This window comes from Methanolobus sp. (genome assembly GCF_016278385.1).
GTDB lineage: Archaea > Halobacteriota > Methanosarcinia > Methanosarcinales > Methanosarcinaceae > Methanolobus.
This window is the reverse complement of the sequence record NZ_JADQBY010000008.1, coordinates 54,669-71,136: the sequence shown is the minus strand read 5'-3', so window position 1 is coordinate 71,136 and position 16,468 is coordinate 54,669. Positions and strand designations below refer to the sequence as shown.

General features: G+C 38.8%; 23 protein-coding genes and 1 tRNA gene. 8 read left to right on the top strand and 16 right to left on the bottom strand.

Features of this window, described 5'->3' with window-relative positions; all coding sequences use genetic code 11:
• Window positions 1-52: 52 nt before the first annotated feature.
• Window positions 53-649 carry a YkgJ family cysteine cluster protein gene (locus QZZ23_RS03960; RefSeq protein ID WP_292467010.1) on the bottom strand — a complete coding sequence of 199 codons (597 nt, stop codon included), beginning with the start codon at window positions 647-649 and terminating at the stop codon, window positions 53-55.
• Between the two features lie 206 nt (window positions 650-855).
• On the bottom strand, window positions 856-1,656 hold the full coding sequence (locus QZZ23_RS03955) for a CBS domain-containing protein (RefSeq protein ID WP_292467008.1): 801 nt from the start codon (window positions 1,654-1,656) through the stop codon (window positions 856-858).
• A 173-nt stretch (window positions 1,657-1,829) separates the two neighbouring features.
• On the opposite strand from QZZ23_RS03955, the gene QZZ23_RS03950 reads away from it, so the two are divergent.
• Window positions 1,830-2,231, top strand: coding sequence for a hypothetical protein (locus tag QZZ23_RS03950; RefSeq protein ID WP_292467005.1), 402 nt, complete (start codon window positions 1,830-1,832; stop codon window positions 2,229-2,231).
• A gap of 29 nt (window positions 2,232-2,260) precedes the next feature.
• On the opposite strand, the gene QZZ23_RS03945 is transcribed toward QZZ23_RS03950, so the two are convergent.
• From QZZ23_RS03945 to QZZ23_RS14665, 3 genes are all read right to left on the bottom strand, one after another.
• A complete protein-coding gene (locus QZZ23_RS03945; protein ID WP_292467003.1) occupies window positions 2,261-2,776 on the bottom strand; it encodes a gamma carbonic anhydrase family protein in 516 nt (171 codons plus the stop codon).
• 44 nt (window positions 2,777-2,820) lie between these two features.
• Window positions 2,821-2,952, bottom strand: a complete 132-nt coding sequence (locus tag QZZ23_RS03940; RefSeq protein ID WP_292467002.1) for a hypothetical protein — start codon at window positions 2,950-2,952, stop codon at window positions 2,821-2,823.
• Between the two features lie 119 nt (window positions 2,953-3,071).
• Window positions 3,072-3,206, bottom strand: a complete 135-nt coding sequence (locus tag QZZ23_RS14665) for a DUF5362 family protein (protein WP_366931314.1) — start codon at window positions 3,204-3,206, stop codon at window positions 3,072-3,074.
• A 363-nt stretch (window positions 3,207-3,569) separates the two neighbouring features.
• On the opposite strand from QZZ23_RS14665, the gene QZZ23_RS03935 reads away from it, so the two are divergent.
• The 3 genes from QZZ23_RS03935 (at window position 3,570) to QZZ23_RS03925 (ending at window position 5,931) form a co-directional block, all read left to right on the top strand.
• Entirely contained in the window at window positions 3,570-4,007 is a 438-nt protein-coding gene (locus QZZ23_RS03935; protein WP_292467001.1) for a MarR family transcriptional regulator, read from the top strand.
• Window positions 4,008-4,015: 8 nt separating this feature from the next.
• The gene (locus QZZ23_RS03930; RefSeq protein WP_292466999.1) at window positions 4,016-5,248 is read left to right on the top strand and encodes an MFS transporter; all 1,233 of its coding nucleotides are present in this window, start codon (window positions 4,016-4,018) and stop codon (window positions 5,246-5,248) included.
• Between the two features lie 230 nt (window positions 5,249-5,478).
• Window positions 5,479-5,931: a hypothetical protein gene (locus QZZ23_RS03925; protein WP_292466997.1), complete on the top strand. Its 453-nt coding sequence runs from the start codon at window positions 5,479-5,481 to the stop codon at window positions 5,929-5,931.
• Window positions 5,932-6,718: 787 nt separating this feature from the next.
• On the opposite strand, the gene QZZ23_RS03920 is transcribed toward QZZ23_RS03925, so the two are convergent.
• From QZZ23_RS03920 to QZZ23_RS03910, 3 genes are all read right to left on the bottom strand, one after another.
• The gene (locus QZZ23_RS03920; protein ID WP_292466995.1) at window positions 6,719-6,868 is read right to left on the bottom strand and encodes a hypothetical protein; all 150 of its coding nucleotides are present in this window, start codon (window positions 6,866-6,868) and stop codon (window positions 6,719-6,721) included.
• A 202-nt stretch (window positions 6,869-7,070) separates the two neighbouring features.
• Window positions 7,071-7,205, bottom strand: a complete 135-nt coding sequence (locus QZZ23_RS03915; RefSeq protein WP_292466993.1) for a hypothetical protein — start codon at window positions 7,203-7,205, stop codon at window positions 7,071-7,073.
• Window positions 7,206-7,499: 294 nt separating this feature from the next.
• Complete coding sequence (locus tag QZZ23_RS03910) at window positions 7,500-7,682, bottom strand: ATP-binding protein (protein WP_292467199.1); 183 nt, start codon at window positions 7,680-7,682, stop codon at window positions 7,500-7,502.
• Between QZZ23_RS03910 and QZZ23_RS14660 the strand changes: the two genes are divergently transcribed.
• Window positions 7,646-7,744: a PGF-CTERM sorting domain-containing protein gene (locus QZZ23_RS14660; protein ID WP_366931313.1), complete on the top strand. Its 99-nt coding sequence runs from the start codon at window positions 7,646-7,648 to the stop codon at window positions 7,742-7,744. The two genes, QZZ23_RS03910 and QZZ23_RS14660, sit on opposite strands and share 37 nt — an antisense overlap.
• Before the next feature lie 54 nt (window positions 7,745-7,798).
• Here the strand turns inward: QZZ23_RS14660 and QZZ23_RS03905 are convergent.
• Window positions 7,799-7,869: transfer RNA gene (locus tag QZZ23_RS03905), tRNA-Gly, on the bottom strand.
• Between the two features lie 267 nt (window positions 7,870-8,136).
• On the opposite strand from QZZ23_RS03905, the gene QZZ23_RS03900 reads away from it, so the two are divergent.
• Window positions 8,137-8,880, top strand: a complete 744-nt coding sequence (locus QZZ23_RS03900) for a hypothetical protein (protein WP_292466991.1) — start codon at window positions 8,137-8,139, stop codon at window positions 8,878-8,880.
• Between the two features lie 149 nt (window positions 8,881-9,029).
• On the opposite strand, the gene QZZ23_RS03895 is transcribed toward QZZ23_RS03900, so the two are convergent.
• From QZZ23_RS03895 to QZZ23_RS03885, 3 genes are all read right to left on the bottom strand, one after another.
• Window positions 9,030-9,563, bottom strand: coding sequence for a J domain-containing protein (locus QZZ23_RS03895; RefSeq protein ID WP_292466990.1), 534 nt, complete (start codon window positions 9,561-9,563; stop codon window positions 9,030-9,032).
• A gap of 281 nt (window positions 9,564-9,844) precedes the next feature.
• Window positions 9,845-11,053 carry an aspartate aminotransferase family protein gene (locus QZZ23_RS03890; RefSeq protein WP_292466988.1) on the bottom strand — a complete coding sequence of 403 codons (1,209 nt, stop codon included), beginning with the start codon at window positions 11,051-11,053 and terminating at the stop codon, window positions 9,845-9,847.
• Between the two features lie 206 nt (window positions 11,054-11,259).
• The gene (locus QZZ23_RS03885; RefSeq protein WP_292466986.1) at window positions 11,260-12,180 is read right to left on the bottom strand and encodes a mechanosensitive ion channel family protein; all 921 of its coding nucleotides are present in this window, start codon (window positions 12,178-12,180) and stop codon (window positions 11,260-11,262) included.
• Between the two features lie 257 nt (window positions 12,181-12,437).
• Between QZZ23_RS03885 and QZZ23_RS03880 the strand changes: the two genes are divergently transcribed.
• Both QZZ23_RS03880 and QZZ23_RS03875 read left to right on the top strand, forming a co-directional pair.
• Window positions 12,438-12,689: a hypothetical protein gene (locus tag QZZ23_RS03880; protein ID WP_292466984.1), complete on the top strand. Its 252-nt coding sequence runs from the start codon at window positions 12,438-12,440 to the stop codon at window positions 12,687-12,689.
• Entirely contained in the window at window positions 12,682-13,212 is a 531-nt protein-coding gene (locus tag QZZ23_RS03875; protein WP_292466982.1) for a hypothetical protein, read from the top strand. Before QZZ23_RS03880 ends, QZZ23_RS03875 begins: the two co-directional genes overlap by 8 nt.
• Before the next feature lie 104 nt (window positions 13,213-13,316).
• On the opposite strand, the gene pscS is transcribed toward QZZ23_RS03875, so the two are convergent.
• The 4 genes from pscS to QZZ23_RS03855 form a co-directional block, all read right to left on the bottom strand.
• On the bottom strand, window positions 13,317-14,480 hold the full coding sequence (gene pscS, locus QZZ23_RS03870; protein ID WP_292466980.1) for an O-phospho-L-seryl-tRNA:Cys-tRNA synthase: 1,164 nt from the start codon (window positions 14,478-14,480) through the stop codon (window positions 13,317-13,319).
• A 179-nt stretch (window positions 14,481-14,659) separates the two neighbouring features.
• Entirely contained in the window at window positions 14,660-14,938 is a 279-nt protein-coding gene (locus QZZ23_RS03865) for a DNA-directed RNA polymerase subunit L (RefSeq protein WP_292466978.1), read from the bottom strand.
• A gap of 41 nt (window positions 14,939-14,979) precedes the next feature.
• Window positions 14,980-15,567, bottom strand: coding sequence for an exosome complex RNA-binding protein Csl4 (locus tag QZZ23_RS03860; protein ID WP_292466976.1), 588 nt, complete (start codon window positions 15,565-15,567; stop codon window positions 14,980-14,982).
• 312 nt (window positions 15,568-15,879) lie between these two features.
• Window positions 15,880-16,467 (bottom strand): METTL5 family protein, encoded by a 588-nt coding sequence (locus QZZ23_RS03855; RefSeq protein WP_292466975.1) that lies wholly within the window; start codon window positions 16,465-16,467, stop codon window positions 15,880-15,882.
• Window position 16,468 lies beyond the last annotated feature (1 nt).

The following is a 16,468-nucleotide window of genomic DNA, read 5'->3' as shown; positions in this document are numbered from 1 at the left end:
GAATCGGTATATACCCTATAAACCTCTATGTATGAATATATATGTCTATGTGTTAAATTGTGGGAGTACATACTGGATTGTTTTTTGACGCGTTTTTAGAGAAGAGGAACAGTGACAGCATATCAAGTTCATCGAACGGTATCTGCATTTCTTTTAGAATAGGCTTTGTTTGGAATTCGGAGAGTTCGATTGCATAAGATTTTAGGCTGGTCTGCCATTGCAGAATTTTTACTGCCTTTTCATCTTCTGGAATATTTGATGTTGATATTGTGTCCATTACCCATGAAAAGAAATCTGTAATTATCAAAAAACCCAGAGGGCATGGCTGTAATCCTGATGATAAACCCGAGTTATTCATCTTGAAAGGATACATCCCGCAGACCGTGGGCCTATCCTTATAGGCATCGCACCGGTTTGTCAGGTTCAGGAAAGAGCAGGGAGTATTCATCATATAGAGATCTGGAACAAGAGAATCATTTGTAATGTTCTTTGATTTTACCTTGTCAAGTTCTGCCAGAATCTTAAACTCATCTTCAAGCATGTGAACTCTCCCGTTCTTGCAACAATAAGATTTACAGGTATCGGGACATTCATAATATCGTAGAATGTTCTGTATTACATTATAGTGAATAGCCTTTTTTACATCCATACTGTGCCCCATAAACTTAAATCTCCCTTTTTTTAGATCCTTTTCTCTAAATAATGCTAATAATTACATTATATAGCCATATAAGATAGATAAAGAGCTTTTGACTGAAAAAAATAAAAAATAGACATTATATTCCAATATAAAGCAATTATAATGATGAATTACGCAAAAAAAGGATTTTAAATAAAAATATACAAAATAATAAATTATTCAAAACCCGGAGCTGCAAGACATTCTTTCAGAAGGGAAAACCTGTCAACAATGCCTATGAGCTTCTTATTATCTGTGACACATATACGGCCAACATCATATTGAATGATAGATTCAATAGCTTTGGATATTGTTGTGTCGGAGTTGATAGAATAAAGCGGAGTAGACATCAATTTTTCCACTTTTGGAGTCTTTCCCGACCCACTATCATGAAAATCCCCTGACCGAGTAACCACACGACTAAATCCTACTTTAATTATATCGCTTCTGGTGATTATCCCCATGACTTCATCATCATGAGAAACCACCGGTATTCCTGTGTAATCCCATTCCAGCATGTTGCCCCATATTTTAGCAATGCTGTCATCAGGATATGCAGTCTTTACCTTTGTGTTCATTATCTCTCCTACAGTTTTAGGAGGAAGCTTAGTGAGACGGACATGACGCAGGAGGTTTGTATCGCTCAGTATGCCTACAAGGGTCTTGTCAGTAGATGATTTCATCACAGGAGCACGGTGTTGCTGTGCACCAATAAGCGCTTTTACTGCATCCCGCACTTCCATATCAGGAGTGATGAGCGGAAACTCGCGCGCATAACCGCTGACTGTTACTTCGGATTTGTTTGAGTGCAACCGAAGGACGTCCTGATCATCCAGCATACCTACTACACGGCCTTTATCATCCAGTACAGGAAGACTATGAAGATGATTATCACGCAATAGCTTCCTGGCATATGTCATTACATCGTGCTCTTTTATACACACCAGGTCTGTAGTCATTATGTCTCCAACTATCATTGTTTCACTCCTTTAAAGATGAATCTAAAAACGGATGTGTCCCACATCTCTATCCCAATAGAGAATACAGAAAATAAATCACTCCACATTTTATATTACGCATCAATAGTATTTGTAAATCCCGGCAGTTGTACCGACCATGAATTATTTTAGGTATATCCGCAAACTATTAAGTGAAAGGAAGCAAAAGCAAATGCATGGCATATTCCGTTGTTATGATCATTATCCTTGTGTTACTCCTTGCAGGACTTGTGATGTCGTATTTCGCATTCAAACTTAAAAGAGAAGAGTACAAGGCTACCGGAAAGTATCCCAGAGGCCATTATATGGGACAGGGACTTGCAATCGGTATTGCAATAGGGATTCCAATAGCTATTGCACTTGAAAGTATATTTGCAGGATACATGGTTGGCCTTGTCATTGGTACGATACTGGGCTCACGTTATGAAAAGAAGCACGAGCATGAATTGAGACCTCTTACCCAAAGGGAAAGAGACCTGAGAAAAAAGACGATTATGATATTCGCAGCTTTGTTCGCAATCGGAGTTATTGTATTTGTGTTAGCCATCGTTTAATTTTAACAGACCCTTTCAGCAGGATATATTCATTCATCCTGCATCTTTTTGTATTCTTTGAACAATCGGATATATTCCGCCGCATTCTCCCGTATATGAGCGATGTCCTCATCAGTAAGCTGCCTCTGCACCTTCCCTGGAACTCCAACTACAAGACTTCCTGCAGGTATCTTCTTTCCCGGCGGCACAAGTGCATTAGCCCCGATTATGCAGTTCTCCTCTACCACAACACCATCCAGCACCGTGGCGTTCATCCCGATGAGGACGTTGTTAGCTATCCTGCACCCATGCAACACGGCCCCATGCCCGACTGTGACATCATCCCCTATCTCAACCTTCTGCGGTGCATCGGTGTGAATGACAACGTTGTCCTGTATGCTGGTCCTCTTCCCGATGCTTATCGTGTCAGAATCACCGCGGATGACCGCATTGAACCAGACACTGGACTCGTCTGATATGGTTACATTACCGATTACCGTTGCGTTGTCGGCTACAAAAGCAGTTGGGGAGATTGTTGGAGTTGTGGATTTGAATTTTATTAACATAGTATCACTTTTGTTTAAATGAAAAAGAAGTATTTGTAATGAAATTAGCTTTGTTCATCTGATTTTTTAGCTTCATCCTTTTTTTCATCCGTATTCTCTTCCCTTTCACCAAAATCAATTACCAGATGATTGCATCTGCCACTTTTTGCTCCGCATATTTTACAATATCTTGCCATGGAATTCTCCTCTTTCTTTAATAATGCCATGTTTCTAAAAGAACCCTGTGGGTGTTTTAAAATTGCCTATTTTTGTGTTTCAGACAGTTCCTTTTTCATTTTTGTTTCGTGATTTATTCTTATTTCTTAGCTTCGGTTTTCTTTATTCTGTCTACCATAGTGAAAAAAACAAGCCCAATTCCTATCATAGGAAATCCAACTATCATTCCCACTAGTGTGAGACATAAAAGAAAACCAATTGTAAAAAAGAGGATGCCTAATGATCCATAAATAAATATACTCTTTTTAGATTTTATACTAATTTAGAATCACCTGTCGGAGAATATTCAATGGATGCAATTTGAATTTGCTATTATATTAAGTAGAATACTAAAGATTAAGTCATTTATCCTGAATACTCATGTAAGAGATAGTTGGAACTGAGAGGTTCTATTGTTGAATTGCATCAAAAAGTTTCAACGATATCCCAAAGATTACATTGCCACATCTATACCAAAGTTCTGCGATTAATTAGTTGCATCAGCAACTATATATCAATGGGAGATGTATACAAGCACATTTGGTTGCGCGTGCAACTAATTGCCTTGACACCGTTGAGGAACAAAAAAGGTGTACAAATGTGTAATAATGATTTCAGTGGGAAGTTCATCTCATATCTCCACCGATATGGACAAATCTATATTGATAAAAAAATTGAACCATATGGTATTGGAAGTGGACAGTTCTCTTTTCTTATGCGATTGTATCACGAGGATGGTGTCAATCAGGAATATCTTTCAAACTACCTGAAGATGGATAAGGCCACTACTACAAGGGCTCTTAAGAAACTTGTTGACAAAGGTTATGTTTTCAAGAAAATTGATGAAGGAGACAGGCGTTCATACATGATTTTCCTTACTGATAAAGGGAAAAAACTGGAACCTGATATGAAAAAGATAGCTTCAGAGTGGGAGGACATCCTCTTATCTGGTTTTGATAAAAGTCAAAGAAAAGATATCATGAACTCACTTGAAATGATGTTTAAAAACGTATCCGAAATAATGCAGGATAAATAGGTCTGATCATGCAATTTAAAAATACTCATCTTCTAATGCTTTGTGTTACTGCTTTTTTTGCAATGGCTGGAAGTGCTATTTTAGCACCAGTATTGCCAGAGATGGTGAACCCTCTGAAGACAACATCTCATGAAATAGGACTGTTGATATCGGTGTACACTATCTCAACAGCTATTTTCACACTGGTGATCGGACATTTCATTGACCGTGTGAACCGTAAAAGTATACTGGTTCCATGTCTTGTTATCTATGGCCTGATGGGACTTGTAAGTTATTTTGTCTCCGATCTGCAATCACTTCTTGTCTTGAGGTTTATACAGGGTATCGGCGTTGCAGGAATGATGTCTTTGGCTATGCTGGTCATAGGGGATGTGTATAACGGCCATGAAAGTGTACATGCAATGAGCAGGGTTAGTATGGCTATTGCCATTGGCACGGTATCTGCCCCTCTTATAGGAGGGGGACTGGCAATTTTGGGATGGAACTATCCATTCCTTTTCTATGCATTTTCATTGCCATTCGCTTTTCTTGTATTGTTATTCCTACCGGAAACAAGAGTGAAGAGGGAAAATGATACTCACAAAGGCATATTGAATGTGTTTCCGGTACTCAGGGATCTGAGAATACTATATACGGTATTCCTGAGCTTTGCTATTTTCTTCCTGTTATTTTCAGTGGTTATCTACATGCCCTTTATGCTTAAGGCTGTGTTTGATTATACGGCAAAGCAAGCAGGACTTGTATTGGCATTCCAGGGATTAGCTGTCATTCTAATGGCATCCCGGGTAAAGATCCTGACCACCAGATATTCAATGATACGAGTTATTGCCATTGGTTTTGCACTTGTTGGGCTGGCAATACTTTCTATTTCATTTGCGAATTCAATTGTCGTAGTTCTTCTTTTAATGTTGCTGTTCGGGGCAGGTTATGGGCTTGCTCAAACCACAATTGACGCACAGATAATTCATATATCCCCTTCAGAATCAAGAGGTGGTGTGTTATCTATACACAACACCATGAAGTATACCGGTCAGAGTCTTTCTCCCATACTCCTTGGAATAGTCCTATTGCATTTTGGCATTAACACGGTCTTTATGATATCAGGCATCTTGGGTTTGCTTATTGCTCTGACAACGTATCTAATGAAGAATATGTTTGAAAAAATAGGTGATGTACACGTAAAAAATACAAAACCATCATTGACATATTCAGTCTCTCCTGAGCCTTTAGATGATATGTAGCCTAAATAAGAAATTTCACTAAAATTCGAGACGTAGGATTCAGATTATAAGACAGAAGATATTGAGCATTTCTTATTCGGATTAGAAGAAGATGGGATTTTCTAGAGATACTCTTCATTACATGAAAAAGAGTTCTGAAGCACATAAGCCATTTCTCTAAACTCTCATGTTAGGGAAAGACTGGAGATGTGGAAAGCAAAGCTTTTAACCGGAGTAAACAACGTAATAATATGATATATAACCACACTCAAAAAGCACGTTTAATGGAGTTTATCCTTCTTGCACTTATTTTGTTATTTGCATTCATATTATCAAGTACAGGTTTTGAACCAATCGCTTTTGCCACTATGTTGCTCGTTGTGATGATCGTAATTTCTTTTATAACACTTAACGTAACGATTGACGATAAAAGCCTTGGAATAAAATTCGGTTATGGTATATTTAGGAAGAAGTTCCCGCTTAATGAGATCACTTCAGCAAAAACAGTAAAGAATAGTTGGTATTATGGCTGGGGGATAAGATTATGGCTATGGCCTAAAATGTGGATCTTCAATGTTTCCGGTTATGATGCAGTTGAGATAAAGATGAAAGACGGTAAAATATACAGGATAGGCACAGATGAACCAAACGAGCTGGAGCGTGCAATCTTAGAAGCAACTAACTTGAAAGCAGCAGAAGCCTAAAATCAAGCCATACTGCCATATCCGGCATCATTAATAAGAAAAATTATATTTGTTTGCTGCTGAAGCTCCTGTAACATATCACGTTCTATTCTCTATACGTATGAATTTACTTAAAAGCGAATTAGATTAAACATTATTCTTTATTTAATAATGTAGTTGTAAAATGTAATTCATCTCGTTTTTTCAGATACATTTATCTTAATGTAAATCAGAGATATTAGTAATTATATTTAGGAGTGGGAGAAATGAATAAAATACTGAAATGGATATTGATAAATTTCGGAATTTTTATGTTGATAAAGATGTTAAAAGGCCATTGCTGTCATTCGGCCGATAAACGAACCAATTCTAAGGATCAGCAGCAGGAAATAGAACCACAGCCATAAGTACCGAAATAGGATTATAACGATTCGAAGTGATTTTCATCACTTCTGTCTTTTCTTGTAGTCCAGAGTGATATTTTTCAAGTGTCTGATGTAATCTTCTTCAATTACCCTGCTTTCACGTTGCTACTCTTTGAAATAAAAAAGAATTTTCCGCAGATATTATTAGCCACGCATTTCCTTCCTGATGGAGTTTATTGACATACATAGATCAAATATCTGCGAGCGATTAGTTGCATCGGCAATTATATATCTTTGTGGTTGATTGCTCAACCAGTATGCCCCTAAAAAATAGGTGTCCTAAAAAACAATCCGGACACTTATATGTATAAGAAATATGGAATCTGAATGCTGGTGCATAATAATCCGCTCTTTTCAGTTCCCTGTAACCCTCTTGATTTGAACTATCTTTTCTTGTGTTTGCCTTTGGACTTTTCAGCCTTACCTTTGGCTTTTACGTAGGTATCATTTGTGGATTCCCCGACAGTCCCTTTAATAGCTGCTGCTGCATTTTGATTTTTACTTTCAGCTTGATTCTTTGTGCTTATTTTCATTTTATTACCCCTTATATAGAATTTCGTTCTAATATGCAATTACAAAAAGAGTTTTTGGAGATTTTACCTCCAGGGATCCATTGAAAGAACGTAGTTCAGTGAATCTTTCGTTTTTCTTAATTCCGAGGTGATTTTATTCTGTTCTGCTGCTCACAGGTAATTGCTCCCTGCCCCCGCTCCCCTATGAGAAAAGATGATTAATTCATTGTTTATTAGATTCCAGACCGGCCGTATTCAGATGGTCATCTGGAGTAATCTTCTTCAAATTGTCATTCGATTCTAAATTGACATTCTTTATTTCGTCAGCTACTTTCTTGATTTGTTCTGCTGCTTTCATATTAACACTCCTTTTGAATACAGAGGAATCTCTCAGTAAGTCTTAGATTCAACCTAAAAGTCTTCAGGCCATTCAGAACGACCTTCCTCAATTGTTCTTCTTTTGTGTCACCATCTCCCAATTGGAAACACTATTGCCAACAATACAAGTAATATTATAATGTGTTGTATGCTTATATACTTGTTGATGCAATGAATGTCAAGAACAGATTGGAGATGTGGGGAGGGATTTTAGTAGATATATAGGAAATCATGGGAGGGAAGTAATGAGGATGTTGGAATTAAGATGAAAAATTCATACGTCATGTTTCTTCATGGGAATAATGAAAGTGAATGTGCTTCCGTTCTCAATTTCACTTTGGACAGTGATATTTCCATCATGCATGTTTACAAACCTTTTAACGAGTGCTAATCCTAAACCAGTTCCTTTGCATCCACTTGATGAAGAAGAATCTACTTGCTGGAATGATACCTGGATTTGAAGTTGAAGTAGCGATTATTTCATTGGCTGCGATATTCTTGCTGAGAAGAAGGTTGTGAGACACATCTGCAATCATCTTTAACTACAGTATTCATCACTTCCAAAATAAAGCATGCGGCTGCCGGGATTCGAACCCGAGTTCAGAGCTTGGGAAGCTCCGGTCATACCACTAAACCACAGCCGCACATTAAAAAATCGTAATAAGTGATATTACGGCTGAGATTATAGATTTTGTGGTGATGGAAACAGTGTTTATCTATTTGTGATAGGTTCGAAAGATCAGTGCCCCAATTCTTTGATTGTGGCCTTGTAGGCTTTTCAGAAATGTTCTAACTGGTAGATAATAAAAGATAGCAGGCAATAATTAATATAATAAAAAATAAATATAGAAATCTATTATTAGAAGACTCGATTTTACGAATGCAGACCATATACAATAGAAAACAAATAAATGAAAATAAGAAATTTGTTGTTGATATTATCCATCTCTTTAGTCTTCATAGTATCTGCAGGATTTGTTCATGATGCTAATTCAGATCCATCTCCAGCTGAAGAAACAGACCTTGACCAAATGTACAGGGCTGCGATAGAAGATGCAATGGTAACCGAAGAGAATGAGATATACAGAGAACTTGTCCCGATAAACGAGTCTAATACTGAACTTCAATGGATGGAAGAATCCGGCGAAAAATATATTCTTGTGGTCACATGGACCAAGTACCCTGAAAGTTACCCTGTTGATTCAAACGTGTTAACATGGTGGGGAGATACATGGGTGATGGTCATTCCTGAGTTAAAAGGCTTCGTTGAGCAAAATAATATCCAAGATAATGAACTAACACTCAGACTGGAGCAGCTCATCGGTCTTCCTTATGATGACGGTAATGAGTACTTTGTTGAAATGTGGGTAAAGCCGGATGACCTTTTCAGACCAAGCCCTGATCCTGAGATTACAGATACACAGGCTCAACTTGATTTCAATGAGAACGTCTCACAAGAACATGTCGAATGGTTCAATTCTCTTAAAAATAACACCTATGACCAGTATCCTTGGACCAGAATGGGATATACATATGACTGGGGAAATCCTGACGGTGAAATCGGGATGAGCGAGTACGTCATCAGGAATAATTCAACAGTAATAGTAAGTTCAGTTTCAACAACTTCTGATTATTTCGAACAGGAAGCTGTTTGACTATTAGAATACTTAAAGAAGAATCTTCTTTTCTTTTTTCTCGATATGAAAGGGGTATCCAGGGTGAAAGCAAAAAAGAACTAAAAGCAGATTTGCACAAAATTATTTAAACGATCACACCTGGTTTTTAACACCTTGATGAACTGATCTTATGTCAATTCTCTCTTCAGTATCTTGTGTGCAACGTTTAGCTGCTTGAATTTTTCAATATCTCCGGTCGGCTTGTCCGGATGCAACTCTTTTGACAGGGCTTTGTATTTTTGATTGATTATCTCAAAATCAGTCTCATCGTGATCACAGCCAAAGAACTCTCGTGCATCCAGGCGTTTATTATAAACATCTGAATCCTCTTTGAACTCTGAAATGAACTCGGATATTGTGTTTTCCCCGGAAAGGACCCGATTTGCTTCGATCTCAATTACTCTGGAAAGAACATAAAGATTCTCTACGTAGTTCTTCTGCATGTTATGACTGTAATGCATGCGATGGTCTGAGATCCACCAGGTTGCAGAAGCTTTTGCCCTCTTCATTGCCATACGTTCAAGAGGGATATCAATATCATTTTCATTAACACCGATCTTTCTTAGAATCGTAATAATATTATTCTGAAATTGTACGGCCCTTCTGTTACTGGCACCCTTTACAACCACCGAACCAATTTCATGTCCTTTTATTTTAAGCATTTTATTCACTCATTTTCGTTTTTAGAGTCTCCTCTAGGATATGCTCCTTTATATAACTATATGTACAGTTGGGAATTATCATTTTCCAAATTATCACCACTAAACCACTACCATTTATTACACGACTATCAGGATTGTAGTGTCGCGGATATTACAGATTTTGTGGTGTCGAGAAGCTGAATACATCAAACAAACGTAGGACATTAGAAGTAAGAAGTAAGATGCAAGCTACCCAAACATATCAATAAAAAAGCAAATTAAGGACGGGAAGAGCAGCCCGATTAGCTACTCCTGTTCACAACACTTCCAATTGCATCCTCGATAATATGAAGACCTTCCTCCAATTCACCCTTTTTGATATTCAGTGCCGGGAATATTCTTATTCCAATGCCCTGAGTCTGGGTAACAAGCAAACCTCTTGCCAGACATTCATCTTTGATCTTCGTGGCAATTTCTTCGTTTTGGAACTCGATCATTATAAGAAGTCCTTTTCCCCTCACTTCAGCAACTGCATCTCCATAAGCACTCTCCCATTGTTGCATCCGGTTCAGGGCTAAACGACCCATTTCCTCCACTTTTTTGGATATATTGTTGTCGATAAGGTATTTTATCACTGCATAGGAAACAGCACATCCAAGTGGATTTCCACAATATGTACCGCCATGATCACCAATCTCAAGTTTCTCTGCCACCTCTTCAGACATGGCAAACGCACCAAACGGGAAACCACCTGCAATCCCTTTAGCCATGGTCAGAAAATCTGCATTTACGCCACATGAACCGGTGATAAAAGCAGGGCCTGTCCTGAAAAATCCAGTCTGGATCTCATCCATTATCAGCAGGCTACCGTTCTTCTTACATAACTCACTGACACCTTTCAGATAATCATCAGAGGGTATACGAATTCCTCCCTCTCCCTGGATCGGCTCGAGTATCACTGCTGCAACACTTTCATCCAGGGAACTTTCCAATGCGTCCAGATCATTGTATGGAACGAAACGATAATTGGGCATCAGTGGACGATACCTGTCCCTGTTTTTGGCCTGACCTGTGGCTGATGCTGTGCTGATGGTACGACCATGGAAACTCTGATAAGTGGAAACAATTTCAGGTCTTCCTGTCACCTTTCGGGCCAGCTTGATGGCAGCATCATTTGTTTCAGCTCCGCTGTTTGTAAAAAATACTCTTGTAAGATGAAGAGGGAGGATTCCTGCCAACAGGGATAGCAGACGTGCACGTGCAGGTGAATATGTAAGCCCTGAATTTGGGTTCTGTATAATTTTGCGCCCCTGATCAACCAGAGCATCAGTAATAACCGGATTGGCATGCCCAATACATGTTACACCCCAGCCTGCAGTGAAGTCAAGGTATCTTCTTCCTTCTTCGTCCCATACATAAACTCCATCTCCTTTTTCGATAGAGATTTTCTGCTTCACGAAGAATGGTGCAAAATACGTGTCTTCTATTTCAAATGTTTCCTTGCTTAACATTGTATATCATTTCCCTGTATCAATGTAGAGTTAATTTGCCAGAAGCAATTCCCACTGCCATCTGGACATTTCAGGAATACGTTGCAACAGTTGAAGATATTCTACTTTTATCAATCTGTTGACCTCTTAAATCAGGTCTTGCTATGAACGCCATATACGTTTGTATATACTATACAGCGCTGATAATATTAATTTAATGATTATCATTAAATCGTGTGAGGAAAAAGATATTGATCATCCAGCAGTTTCAAATCATTGAGCATCATGGAAGTGATCTGGTGGCGGACCTGTTCGCGGCGCTCAAAAGTTGATTTGTATTGAACAGTAATCTTCACGCCTTCGCTATCAGCACCTAGGAAGAAACTCACATCGACATCAAGATTGCTCCAGACCTTTTCTTTCAGTGCCTCGACCTTTGCAGGGAAATTAACTTGAAGTTCCTCTATTTCAAAATACATTTCAAATTCATTCCTGAACTTCCCTCTGCCATAGTTCTTGATTGGCTTTTCAAGGAAGACCTTGTTTGGGATCTTGAAATAATCATCATATGTCTCAGGAGTTGGAGTTACAACCACATAGAAAAGACCGATGTGTTTAACCTGTCCTTCCAGAGAATCATCCTCACCAACCCTGATGTAGTCACCAATCTTGAAAGGTTTCTTGGTAAGCAGGATGAACCATATGAAATAAGAAAGAATGATATCTCTGATGGCAAAGGCAAAACCCGTGGTAATCAAACCAAGAAATATAGCGATATTATTAACATCAATACCGAGCTGTGAGAAAATTACCAGTGTAGCAAGGAGATATACAAACCAGACGTATATCTTACCCATGAGTATGCGCTCCTCGATATCCCCCATTTCCTTGAAATAATGAAGGATGGTATTTACGGTCAGCTTCGTAAAAAGAGTTGCAAGGGCATAGGACACAAAAATAATTACCAGGGCACTTAGAGTACCTGTCACAACTTCAGGAAAATCAAATAACTGCCTCTCATCCACAGCAATTATCAAAAGGGCAATAATGATCATCAATACAAAGAACAAAAAGAAAGTATTCAGTGATTTGTGTACCAGTTTTGACTTAACATACATAAAACCACTACGTGGTGTTTTTTTGCCCATGGAAGTAATGCCTCTTGTTAGGAATTACAGAATTGTATATTATATACAACATAGGTATATAAAAATATGTGACCAATCTAGTTTCATGTTAAGGAAAGGAAGAAAGGAAAAAGTCTTATATTAAATCTCCTGACAGCATCACCTTTTAAATAAAACATGAGTACTAAGAATTTATTAATATTCTTTGCAATATTTTGTCAACATGAGTTGCTAAAATAAAAAGGGACGAACAGACTATTGTTTTGTTTATTGTTCTGTTGTCCGTGATATCTGCCAGTGCCTGTTCGCACTCAGAAATCCCGGAGCACAAAGAAAACACCATTAATCAGAACGATGATACAAACTCAATCGAAGAACAGAACACAGGTATTGTGTCAGAAATATACACTGGTCCAGTTTCCATAAAACTGCCTGATGACTGGGATTACAATGAAACTGTTCTTATAGACATGGAAAAACTGGAGTGCTTCCGCGAAAAATGGAACCGTGCACCTTACGTTGATGAATAAGGATATTGACATCATAATTCATTCAATGGAGGATAGTGACCCAGATGTAGTCAGGTACAAAGGTTTTGTTACGAATTCACCTGATTACAACTTAGACATGTCCCTTAGAGGAGAGGAAATATACGGGTCTGTAACAAACTATGAAAGAAAGTACAATATCTTCCCTATTGATGTTGTAGTTGATGGAAAGATCATCCACTATGTAGCTGTTTATGACATCGTGAATTCAAGGATGGAGGAAGAAAAGTACCCAGTGGACCCTCTGAACTTTGGGATACTAAATGAGGACAGCATCAAACATGACTTTTCAGTGGAAGTGTTTGACCCATATAACAAATCCATATTCAAGGAGAGCTATTCAATTGAACCCGATGAGAAAATCGAGTCACTTGATATCAGTGAGGAGCTGGAGTTGCATCGTTATGTTTACACATTGATAATGAAGAAACATTTGCACTCAATGCAAGAGTTGAATATGCAACTAAACAATCTTCTTCTGAAAAGGTTTCATTTGTATTCATAGATGATCCGGAAGAAGAAATACTGATTAGTCTCGAACAAGCATAATGAAATCTTTCCAACTATCTACAAAAATAAAAGGAATACAGGAATAAATGAAAAGGCAGTTCATTCTGCCTTCTGATACTTGTCAATGATCTCCTGGAAAGAATCTGCAACGTATGAGAGATTCTCCCTTCCAACCTGGAAAGTACTGAGCTTAAAGTATTTTGTAAGTCCGGACTTGATACCGTGGATGTTACGTTGTTTAAGTTCCCGGTACAGGAAATATCTGCCCTTCTTTGCGGTCTGTGAGATGTCATAGAATACAGGTGCTTCAAAGAACATCAGGTCATGGTTATGTGGTTTGTCACCCATCTGTATGATTCCCATATCTTCCAGTTTTGACGAGAACCAACGTGCATCAGCAACTTCGTTTTCCCAGTTACGGGTACGACGTACAACTTCCGGGAATGATGCTATCATTGTCATCACAGTAGCACCTCTTGCAGTACATCCCAGAAATTCTACTTCTTTGACCTTGTGGGTTGATGATTTCCTGAAAACGATATCAGCATAATCTTCTCTGACACCCAGAACACCAATCGGTCCTGATGATGCCATGGACTTATGGCCACTTCCCACAACAAAATCCACACCCATCTTCTTTGCCTGTATAGGCATCCTGCCCACAGAATAAGCACCATTTAGCATCAGTGGAACATCATAACTGTGGCAGATGTCGGATATTCTCTTAACATCCGCAAGGTTACCGTAACTACCGTCAGGATATGTGACCTGTGCCAGTGCCGGAGCCTTACCTGTTTCTCTTATTACTTCCTCAATTGCGGTAGCATATCCTTCTACATCTGTTTTGTATTCAGGACTACCACTGTGGGGAACAGTCTTCACGTTCAACCTTGCACGCTGTGCAGCAACGAAAGATGAATAGTGAGCAAGACCATCAAGCACAACATAGTCCCCTTCCTGGCCCATTGAATGCATAACTGCAAACTTGGATTCCCTTGCTCCGTGGGTAATCCTCACAGCATCCGTATCCAGAAATACAGGCAATGCATTGTGAATGAACTCTTCTATCGGAGGCTTCTTTATAAGATCAAGCACGCCACCACAGAAATCACAAACCGAATATCCGTCTCCCCATTCAAGCAATGCTTTACGGGCATCTTCTGTGAGTTTGCCACCTGTCTGGAGCGGGTCAATATTTATAGCATCTTTAGGACCACGCGCAATAAAACCGAATTTGTTGAGAATAGAATCATCGAGTTCCATAATATTACCCCTGAAGTATGAATGTATGAATTATAGTGAATACTGAACTTTCCAATACTAGTTAAAAATGTTCATTGAAAAATAATTAATCTCAATCTATAAAAATAAAACCATGATTAACAGGTAAATGAAAAATAAAATGGATGAAATTGCACCAAAAGGTGCTACTTCAAACTAATTTAAACGTCTACAGCTGTCTTAAAAATTGACATGAACTCGTCACACTGGGCAACCATGCTGTTTGCAGCATCCTTTACTACACCAATAGGGTCTGCACCATCTGTTTTCACAAACAGTATAGGATCACTTATTGAAACGTGTTTCATGTCGTATGTTGCTATCTGAACCCTTTGGTCATCAAGCAAAGCTGACTTAAGCATATTGAGAAGAGTGTGATTCTCACCTATGATCTCAAGGTGCATCTCATCTTCTGTTTTATCAATGATCTTCAATTCCATCTTAATCTCACCTAAATTATACGATAATCATGCAATGATCTTCAGATAAGTCCTGTTCCATAGTCCGATGAGAGCTTTCTTTTCTCTACACGACCACATTCCGGACACTTCAACCTGTCATCGTCTTTTTCAAGACCAGAGTGGCATCTTGAACAAAATGCCTTCATAACGCCAAGTGTCTTGCCATCTGTTGTCAGACGCATGTTCTGTGTGTTGATGACCTTTGCCTTTACAACATCTGAAAGGGAGAACTCCTGTCCAAGGTTCTTGACGTAAGAATCCTTCACGTTGGAAACATGAATAGCTGCTGCGCCATTGGTCTGGAACTCACGTTCACCTTTGCCTTTAATAGCTCCTATCTCCACCAGAGCAACAGATTCACGCATATTGACAACGCTTCCGACAATAATATCACCCTCATTGATCTGAGGAGGAGTGCTGGTCTGGGGAACAATGGAAATTGTCCTTGACTTTCTGTCTATCTTTACATATCCGGTACTGAGTGAATGGATATCTGCCACGTTGACATAAGTTCCATTACCTGCCCTGAATTCCTCTGTAGTACCTACAAAATCACCGGGCATTACAAAAACACTTTCTTCTGTGTTAACTTCGTCTTCTGCATCCATGTCATCCTCTCCCGTAGACCCTTTCACGGGTTCCATATCCTTCTTTCTTGCTCCACCGCGTTTAACCTGTCCCTTCTCACCTTTAGTGAGATCTTTTGAGACATTTTTCTGTACAGCAACAGTTTCCTGTACAGATACAGCAACTTCTTCCTCACTAATTTCCTGGCCTCCGGAATCAGATGATTTGATCTTCCTGCGTGAAGTCTTTCTTCTATTTCTTATTCTAATTAGAATCCCTCTTATGAGCTGGAATTAATATAAAAGTGCATAAAATACATAGTCTATTTTAAGTAAGAACGGCAATAAATGCTGTTACCGCACAATACGGTAGATTTCCACCTTTATTATTTCTACTTCTTTTTTATGAAATTTAAATGTTCGTTTCATTTGAAAGGCTGTTGTATACCAGTCTGTTATTCTGGCATCACCTATGAACTTACTAATAAAATTATGGCTTCCACAATTATGAATGGAATATACCACATCACTGGTTTTCAACGCACTTAAAAGAAACGGTCGATCACTCCCTTTGGTCTGTGCACCAAACGGAGGGTTCATGACAACAGTATCCGCATGACCTTCAATATCTGTTATATCACTGTGGACAAAATCCACATCTACCCCAAGCTTTTCAGCATTTTTCCTGGCAACTTCCAGAGCCTTCCTGTCAATGTCAAAGCCAATAACCTTCTCAGCCCCGAGCAACTTTGCCCCGATGGCAAGCATTCCTGTACCGCAACCAAGATCGGACACTGTACCTTCAAGATCGCCCTGCATGTAAGCAAAATGCAACACTTCAGCAGCTAACAACGCTGGAGTGGCATACTGTTCAAGATTAACGTTAGGAGATTCAAAACCTCCCACCTGTTCAAGTAAAATCTCAAGCTTTCGTTGCTTCAAA

Coding starts and splice junctions, on each gene's coding strand:
- QZZ23_RS03860 (WP_292466976.1), bottom strand. CDS start 15,567: ATGGATGCAGAAGACGAAGTTAACACAGAAGAAAGTGTTTTTGTAATG.
- QZZ23_RS03895 (WP_292466990.1), bottom strand. CDS start 9,563: ATGCTTAAAATAAAAGGACATGAAATTGGTTCGGTGGTTGTAAAGGGT.
- QZZ23_RS03955 (WP_292467008.1), bottom strand. CDS start 1,656: ATGATAGTTGGAGACATAATGACTACAGACCTGGTGTGTATAAAAGAG.
- QZZ23_RS03885 (WP_292466986.1), bottom strand. CDS start 12,180: ATGGGCAAAAAAACACCACGTAGTGGTTTTATGTATGTTAAGTCAAAA.
- QZZ23_RS03920 (WP_292466995.1), bottom strand. CDS start 6,868: ATGAAAATAAGCACAAAGAATCAAGCTGAAAGTAAAAATCAAAATGCA.
- pscS (WP_292466980.1), bottom strand. CDS start 14,480: ATGGAACTCGATGATTCTATTCTCAACAAATTCGGTTTTATTGCGCGT.
- QZZ23_RS03890 (WP_292466988.1), bottom strand. CDS start 11,053: ATGTTAAGCAAGGAAACATTTGAAATAGAAGACACGTATTTTGCACCA.
- QZZ23_RS03945 (WP_292467003.1), bottom strand. CDS start 2,776: ATGTTAATAAAATTCAAATCCACAACTCCAACAATCTCCCCAACTGCT.
- QZZ23_RS03930 (WP_292466999.1), top strand. CDS start 4,016: ATGCAATTTAAAAATACTCATCTTCTAATGCTTTGTGTTACTGCTTTT.
- QZZ23_RS03900 (WP_292466991.1), top strand. CDS start 8,137: ATGAAAATAAGAAATTTGTTGTTGATATTATCCATCTCTTTAGTCTTC.
- QZZ23_RS14660 (WP_366931313.1), top strand. CDS start 7,646: ATGAAGAAGAATCTACTTGCTGGAATGATACCTGGATTTGAAGTTGAA.
- QZZ23_RS03925 (WP_292466997.1), top strand. CDS start 5,479: ATGATATATAACCACACTCAAAAAGCACGTTTAATGGAGTTTATCCTT.
- QZZ23_RS03865 (WP_292466978.1), bottom strand. CDS start 14,938: ATGGAATTGAAGATCATTGATAAAACAGAAGATGAGATGCACCTTGAG.
- QZZ23_RS03875 (WP_292466982.1), top strand. CDS start 12,682: ATGAATAAGGATATTGACATCATAATTCATTCAATGGAGGATAGTGAC.
- QZZ23_RS03935 (WP_292467001.1), top strand. CDS start 3,570: ATGTGTAATAATGATTTCAGTGGGAAGTTCATCTCATATCTCCACCGA.
- QZZ23_RS03940 (WP_292467002.1), bottom strand. CDS start 2,952: ATGGCAAGATATTGTAAAATATGCGGAGCAAAAAGTGGCAGATGCAAT.
- QZZ23_RS03915 (WP_292466993.1), bottom strand. CDS start 7,205: ATGAAAGCAGCAGAACAAATCAAGAAAGTAGCTGACGAAATAAAGAAT.
- QZZ23_RS03960 (WP_292467010.1), bottom strand. CDS start 649: ATGGATGTAAAAAAGGCTATTCACTATAATGTAATACAGAACATTCTA.